This is a genomic window from Aminobacter sp. P4_H6_2, assembly GCF_056400805.1.
Genome location: NZ_JBFUKO010000305.1, coordinates 1 through 6,553, shown reverse-complemented (window position 1 = coordinate 6,553; position 6,553 = coordinate 1). Strand labels below are relative to the sequence as shown.

The 6,553-nt window shown below is 61.9% G+C and carries 12 protein-coding genes; 4 read left to right on the top strand and 8 right to left on the bottom strand.

Annotated features, from left to right (window positions below; genetic code table 11):
• On the bottom strand, window positions 1-414 hold a 414-nt coding region (locus tag AC1DUU_RS19930; RefSeq protein WP_476785132.1), incomplete at its 3' end, for an endonuclease/exonuclease/phosphatase family protein.
• 240 nt (window positions 415-654) lie between these two features.
• Here AC1DUU_RS19930 and AC1DUU_RS19925 point away from each other — a divergent pair.
• The gene (locus AC1DUU_RS19925; RefSeq protein ID WP_476785131.1) at window positions 655-1,446 is read left to right on the top strand and encodes a DeoR/GlpR family DNA-binding transcription regulator; all 792 of its coding nucleotides are present in this window, start codon (window positions 655-657) and stop codon (window positions 1,444-1,446) included.
• A 7-nt stretch (window positions 1,447-1,453) separates the two neighbouring features.
• Here the strand turns inward: AC1DUU_RS19925 and AC1DUU_RS19920 are convergent, their stop codons facing one another.
• On the bottom strand, window positions 1,454-1,648 hold the full coding sequence (locus AC1DUU_RS19920; protein ID WP_476785130.1) for a hypothetical protein: 195 nt from the start codon (window positions 1,646-1,648) through the stop codon (window positions 1,454-1,456).
• Window positions 1,649-1,704: 56 nt separating this feature from the next.
• Entirely contained in the window at window positions 1,705-1,908 is a 204-nt protein-coding gene (locus AC1DUU_RS19915) for a hypothetical protein (RefSeq protein WP_476785129.1), read from the bottom strand.
• Between the two features lie 159 nt (window positions 1,909-2,067).
• On the opposite strand from AC1DUU_RS19915, the gene AC1DUU_RS19910 reads away from it, so the two are divergent.
• From AC1DUU_RS19910 to AC1DUU_RS19900, 3 genes are all read left to right on the top strand, one after another.
• Entirely contained in the window at window positions 2,068-2,940 is an 873-nt protein-coding gene (locus AC1DUU_RS19910) for a LuxR C-terminal-related transcriptional regulator (RefSeq protein WP_476785128.1), read from the top strand.
• Window positions 2,941-3,051: 111 nt separating this feature from the next.
• Window positions 3,052-3,441 carry a tetratricopeptide repeat protein gene (locus AC1DUU_RS19905; RefSeq protein ID WP_476785127.1) on the top strand — a complete coding sequence of 130 codons (390 nt, stop codon included), beginning with the start codon at window positions 3,052-3,054 and terminating at the stop codon, window positions 3,439-3,441.
• Entirely contained in the window at window positions 3,372-3,659 is a 288-nt protein-coding gene (locus AC1DUU_RS19900; protein ID WP_476785126.1) for a TPR end-of-group domain-containing protein, read from the top strand. The genes AC1DUU_RS19905 and AC1DUU_RS19900 overlap by 70 nt, the downstream gene beginning before the upstream one ends.
• On the opposite strand, the gene AC1DUU_RS19895 is transcribed toward AC1DUU_RS19900, so the two are convergent.
• The 5 genes from AC1DUU_RS19895 to AC1DUU_RS19875 form a co-directional block, all read right to left on the bottom strand.
• Complete coding sequence (locus AC1DUU_RS19895) at window positions 3,656-4,054, bottom strand: GFA family protein (protein ID WP_476785125.1); 399 nt, start codon at window positions 4,052-4,054, stop codon at window positions 3,656-3,658. The two genes, AC1DUU_RS19900 and AC1DUU_RS19895, sit on opposite strands and share 4 nt — an antisense overlap.
• Window positions 4,055-4,174: 120 nt before the next feature.
• On the bottom strand, window positions 4,175-4,402 hold the full coding sequence (locus tag AC1DUU_RS19890; RefSeq protein ID WP_476785124.1) for a hypothetical protein: 228 nt from the start codon (window positions 4,400-4,402) through the stop codon (window positions 4,175-4,177).
• 261 nt (window positions 4,403-4,663) lie between these two features.
• Entirely contained in the window at window positions 4,664-5,128 is a 465-nt protein-coding gene (locus tag AC1DUU_RS19885; protein WP_476785123.1) for an aminoacyl-tRNA deacylase, read from the bottom strand.
• Window positions 5,113-5,370, bottom strand: coding sequence for a hypothetical protein (locus AC1DUU_RS19880; protein ID WP_476785122.1), 258 nt, complete (start codon window positions 5,368-5,370; stop codon window positions 5,113-5,115). Before AC1DUU_RS19880 ends, AC1DUU_RS19885 begins: the two co-directional genes overlap by 16 nt.
• The gene (locus AC1DUU_RS19875) at window positions 5,371-6,303 is read right to left on the bottom strand and encodes an alpha/beta fold hydrolase (RefSeq protein WP_476785121.1); all 933 of its coding nucleotides are present in this window, start codon (window positions 6,301-6,303) and stop codon (window positions 5,371-5,373) included.
• Between the last annotated feature and the right edge of the window lie 250 nt (window positions 6,304-6,553).

The window sequence follows — 6,553 nt, the reverse complement described above, 5'->3', positions numbered from 1 at the left end:
GGTGTAGGGCGCGATCACGCCTTGGGTCACCGCGCCGAAGGTGCCTGGCAGGCGCGAAAACACACCGACGTCATTGTCCTGGCGCGTGCCATAGGTGCCGAGGCCGGCAGCCTGCATCAGGCCGGGCAGGTCGCGCGCATAGGTGGAGTTGGCGCGGAATTCCTGGAAGGTCAGGACGTCGTAATTGCCCTTGATGAAAAAGTCGGCCGCCACCGACGGGTTGGGCTTGAAGCGGTCGAGCCAGGTGTTCAGCGTCAGGATCCTGATCGAATCTTCGGCCGCCTGCGCGGTCATTGCCGACACGGCCAGTGTCGTGCCGCACAACAGAGCCGCGGCGAGCGCGCGCAAGCGTCGGTGATGTTGGCCAGGCGTATTGGCCGGCGCTTCGGCCATGCCGTTGTGGATCGTCTTCATCGCGTAACTCCGTTTCGTTGCGCGACCGCGCATTGTCACAAAACCGCCAGGGCTGGCGTGCGAATGACATGTTGCGGTCACTGAAAAGTACGAAAACGGACATTAGTGATGGTAGATGTCACTTTTACAACATTAGTTGGGATGGATACGATTTCCCCCGTCGGGCCGACCTGCTGTCCAGATGCCTGGTGAATCCCGCGCTTGGATTTGCTAGCAAGGATTGTGGAGACCAGATCGCAGATGCCCGAAATGAACGGACCTGGCATGGACAAGGATAACAAGAAGTCGGCCCGCCAGGCTGAGCTCCTGAACTATCTCCAGAAGAACCACTACGTTTCGATCGAGGAGATCACCACGCTTTACGGGGTGACGACGCAGACCGCGCGTCGCGACATCATGGCGCTCGAACAGGGCGGAAAGGTGCGGCGCCTGCATGGCGGGGCAACGATTTCAGCCCCCGTCGACCCTGCAGTGCTGCGCCAGCGCCGCGTCGAAAACGCCGCCGCCAAGGAAAAGATCGGTCGCCTCACCGCCGATCTGGTGCCAGATGGTGCTGCCGTCTTCATCGACACCGGCACCACTTGCGAGGCCGTGGCGCGCGCTTTGGTCAAGCGCCGCGACCTGCGCGTCGTCACCTATTCGCTGCGCGTCGCAACCACCTTGAGCGAAAGCACCAATTTCGCCATCGCCGTACCCGGCGGTTTCGTACGCCAGGTCGACGGCGGCGTCTTTCGCGAGGAAACATCCGAATACATCAGGCGCTTCAAATTCGACGTCGCCATCATCTCGGTCAGCGGCGTCGACCATGACGGCGACATCGGCGACGACGACCATGCCGAGGTCGCCGCCGTCTCCGCCGCCATGCGCCAGGCCGAGCGCACGATCATGGCCGTCGATAGCTCGAAGTTTGGCCGCCGCGCCCTGGTGCGCCTCGGCTCGCTTTGCGACATCCACACGCTTGTCACCGATACGCTGCCGGAAGAGCGCCTGCTCGCCAAGCTGCGCGACAGCGGCGTCGATATCCGCGTTTAGCGCGCTCTCAGTTGTAAAAACGATACCGTTCACCCCGCCTTTGCGTCTCGCGGCTTATGCCGATATCGCGCAGCAGATGCCGCGACAGGTCGCAAATCCGCGCCTCGCCACGCGTCACCTTGCGCCGCGGCAGTGCGGCAAACAGCAGCCGGATTGCGGATCGAACCTTGGTCAGCAGCTTCGGTGCGGATCGACCAGTCACGGATGCTCGCGGCACAGATGTTACCTTCAACGACCCAGACATGACGGCAGTCCGCCTCAGGTCGCGGGAAACAAGGAACGCGTGCCGAAATGGCGAAGCGCCGACAGCAGATCGCCGAAAGCCGGCAGTCTCCAGTCACCGGCATTTGTCACAACAACCGACTGCTTCGGAAACTCGCCAATTGTTACACCTCCCGAAGTGCCCAAGCCTGTCATCACGATCAGCGCCAGCGACGCCGCAGCCATCAAGAGTCTGCGCATGAAAACCTCCTGTTGAAAGGGCGCGGTATCGCACCCGTAACTTGAGGCTAGGGCCCCACGAGGACACGCGGCATCGTGCAGATGCAGTGTTTTTGCGCCGGATCTGTAGTATTTCTGGCGTTGCTGCGGCGCATCGGCGCTCGGGGGAGATTTCAATCGATGTCCCACAACGGCCACACAAACGACCCGCTCGCCGGCCTTTCGGCGCGCGAGCGCGCGGTGGCCAGCATGTTCGCCGCCGGGCTCACCTACCGCAAGATCGGCGAGAGCCTGTTCATCGCACCGACCACCGTTCGCACGCATCTGTCGACGATCTACCGCAAGCTCGGCGTCGGCACCAAGCTCGGCCTGGCGCAACTCGTTGCCGCAACTCCCGATCCAGTGCGGGTCGATGGCCAAATCGAGGCTGGTTTTCCCCCGCCCTCGCTCGCGCAAGCCGCATCCGCGACGCCGCCCTTGCCGATCCTGGTGCTGCCGCTCAAGAACATCTCCGGCGATGCCGAGCAGGACTATTTCGCCAACGGCATCACCGAAGACATCATCACCGATCTGTTCAAGGTTTCTGGCCTATCCGTCCTCGGCCGCAACGCGATGATCACCTTCGGCAACGCTGCCGAAAGCCCGCAGGAATGGGGCGCTCGTTTCAACGCTGCGGCCTTCCTCGACGGCAGCGTTCGAAAGTTAGGCCAACGCATTCGCATCACGGTGCAACTCGTCGGCGTTCCGCATGGAAAGACGTTATGGGCCGAGCGTTATGACCGCGAACTGACGGACATCTTCGCGCTGCAGGACGAAATCGCCCAAGCCATCGCCCAACAGCTCAGGGTCAGGCTGCTGCCGCACGAAAAGTCCGCGATCGAGGCCGCTCCCACGCACAATGTCGACGCCTACGACCATTATCTTCAAGGCCGCCACTTCTACCATCTGCACACCACGGCCCATGTGCAGCTGGCGCAACGCCTTTTCGCCAAGGCTGTCGAGCTCGATCCAACTTACGCCAGGGCCTTTGCCGGCCTCGCCGACTGCGCCTAGTTCCTGCATTGCAATCACCAAGACGGCACCACGGTCGCGCATATTCTCGATGCGAGCGAAAAGGCGCTGCAACTGGACCCGACACTTGCGGAGGCCCATGCCTCTCACGCCATGGCCATGCACCTTGCCGGGCAAAGCGCCAAGGCGGTCGCCGAATTCGAGCAAGCCATGGTGCTCGACCCAGACGCCTTTGAAGTCCCCTACTTCTATGCCGACGTGGCGCGTGTGCTCGGCGACCGCGACAAGGCGGCCCGTCTGTGGGCACGCGCTAGCGATATTGCACCCGACGATTTCCGCTCGCCCTTGATGCTGTCGCAAATGTACTGGGAGCTCGGCCGCGAGGCAGACTCCGCCGATGCGATCAGGATGGGTCTGGAGCGGGCCGAACGCGCCTTCGCCGCGCCCACCCAGACATATCCTTGCCGCTCGCCATGGGCGCGCCGGCGCTGGCACAGCTCGGCGAATGCGAGCGCGCGCTCGACTGGATCTCGCGGGCGCTGACTGTCGGACCTGACGATCCACACACCCAATACAATGTTGCCTGCGCCTACGCGATGCTCGGCGAGGTCGAGCCCGCGCTGGAGATGATCGAACGCTGGGCGCTCAAGGCAAATGCGGCGACGAAAAAATGGCTGGCCGACGAGACCGAATTCGACAGCCTGGGTAGCCACCCGAGATTCCAGGCACTGGTTGAGCCGCTCGGAGAATGCAGCGCTTAGGCCGGTGCTGCCTCGTCAAACTGAGGCAAGCCATCGTCCAGCTTGAGCCAGGGCTGCTTCGACGAGATCCAGATGTGCATGGCCGGGCGAAACAGGCTCGGGTCGTCGAGCGAGCCCGACGTCACGGCCAGCACACCGGCCGCCTCGCGGCCGGAAAGCACCGTTGTGCCGCATTCGGCACAGAAGCCGCGTTTCACCGCCGGTGACGAATAGGCAATCTTGACCGGCCCGGTCAGCCTGACCTCGTCGGCACGAAACATCAGCCGCGCGTTGAACGCCGCACCCACCGCCTTCTGGCAGCTTCGGCAGTGGCAGATGCGCTCGTTCAGCGGTGCTGCTTCCACGACATAGCGCACGGCCCCGCACATGCAGCCGCCTTCATACAATTGTGCCATAGCTCAAGAGCCCCTCGCCCGAAGATTTGGGCCTCAGGCATAAGGTGGGCAATGTTATGTTGTCGATGGGAAAGTTGCGTGACTGCCTCAGCCGGCAGTCACTTCAAAGTCGCGGAAAATTCAGGAGCAAAGCGGAATACATGCCGACGGGGTGGCCGTGCGGAACAGCCGGTTTTGCCGCCGCGCGCTGGCGCGTGACGAAACGCTTTCCCAGACCTGGGTTCCGGCAACGGCATGCCGCGCCAAAAGCCTGATATCGTCGGGGCAATAACCGTCGCGCTCCATGACCTTCAAAATGATCGGGTCTTGCAGCAGATCCTCAAGCGTCAATTCGTGCTGGTCGTCCATAGTCGCCTCCGTTCGTGACCACTTCGACATTACGCACCATAGCCCTGAACCGTGACTGCCAGATGGCGGTTCCGTGACAGGAGCTGGGTATTTTCCGAAACAGCGAAAAGCCTTGCCGCCTCGCATGCGGTATTTACCGCACACGTCACCCGCCGCCTCAAGTCACATTCCCGCGACGGCAATCTTCCATCTTGCATTCAATGCGTTGCGCCAACAACATCAGCTGCGTTCGGCGCCCGCCACGACCAGCTGAGCTCGCCATTACCAGCTGATGCGGGCCTGCGGCATGCCATACATCAGGCGCGAGAACTCATCGCCTGACACATGAACCAGCGTGCRGTGATCGCCGCCTTCGAAATAGATGTCGCTGCCGCGGCGCAACTGTTCGTCGATCACGCAGGCGACCCGATAGGGCACGCCCAGGATCGGCACCGCGCCCTCGTCGCAATCGGGAAACAATGAGCTTGCTTCTTCTTCTGTCGCCAGCCGCACCTTGTCGCCGATGATCTCGCGCATGCGGGCCAGGTCGACATGGCGCGAAGCCGGCAGCACGACCAGCACATAGCCGTCCTCCCATCTCAGCACCACGCCCTTGGCGATCGCGCTGCCGGGCACGTGGGTCGCTTGCGCCGTCATCATCGAGCAGCCGGTGCGCGCATGTTTGGCGGCGTCGTAGCGGATGTGATTGTCTTCGAGATATTCCTGCATCGTCAATGAGATAGCCATGGCCACTCCTTTTCGCGGTAACATCGCGTCACTGCGGCCGGTATGGTGGTGGCGGGCACTGTCTGCCGCACGGCGAAGCCTGGCCGCATCATCGCCAGCCCATTTTCGATCAGCTTGCTGGCCGCATCTTCCGGCCCCCATCGAGGGGCATTCTCAACGTGCCGAAACGATACATCCGAAGCCCTTATCCAGCAAGGATTTTGGCCGCGCGCCGCCGTTTCACCCAGCGCGCGGCCGATCATTCAATTCACCTCTTTGACCTGTTCGTCCCAGCTCTTCACCTTGGTCTCGCCATTGAGGAAAGGAAGCGACAATGCCGCCAGTTCGGGTGCGAAGAAGACGTCATAGTGGGTGCGATTGGGGATGATCGCCAGCCGGTTCTGCGACATGGATTCGCGCATCCAGCCTGCGTCCTTCAGCCCGCCGCCAAGCAGCTGGTAGAATTTTACGATATGCTCGGGGCGGTACATGTCGCTGTCGCCATAAACCAGCATGACGGGCATCTTCAGCGTCTTGACGTCATCGGCCCAATCATAGGGCGTGCGCATCAGCTCGCCCATACGATCGAGCAGTTTCGGAAAATCCTCGACCTTTGGCGCCACCGCCGCATAGGCCTGGTACATCGGCGTTTGCTTCATCATGTCGGCCATGCCGGCACCGACCTGTGCCTGCATCGGCAGCATTTCGGGGTAGAAGCCGTCCTGGGCATAGGCGGCGGACACCAACGCCAGGCGCCGCACCACATCGGGATGTTGCACGGCAAGGCGGAAAGCCACGCCCGCTCCCATCGAATAGCCCATCACATCGACCTTGCCGTAGCCAAGCTGTTTCACCAGCCCGGCCATATCGTCGCCCATGTCGATCAGGCTCATCTTGCGGTCGGTGAGAGCCGTGCGGCCATGACCATAAAGATCGACCGCGATCACCTGGCGGTTCTTCGACAGCGCCGGCAACACCGGCCCGAACATGTCGATCGAGCCCAGCCCGCCATGCAGCAGAAGCAATGGCTCGCCCTTGCCCCTGATCTCGTAATAATAATTCACGCCATTGACCTCGGCATGGCCGGTCTTGACGCCTGATTGGGTGGTTTTCGTTGCCTCGGCCATTGCCGCTCCTCCTGTCACAACTGCGAACGCGGCCGCCGCCAGCATGGTGATGAAACTGCGCTTGTTCATGTCCTCGTCCCTTCTCGCTCGGAACCTTCCGGTCCCTTGCCTCAAGGACGAACGAAAACTTGCAATGCCGACAGTGTGGGAGAACTTTTCCACGGGTGGAGAAAATGTCGTCAACATTCCCCTCACTTCACACTGGTGGCAATGTAATGTCGGCTCCGCTGCGATCCTCCGCACCCCCTCTGGCCTGCCGGCCATCTCCCCCACAAGGAGGGAGATCACGCCTTCATCAGTGCCGCGGCCAATCACCAAC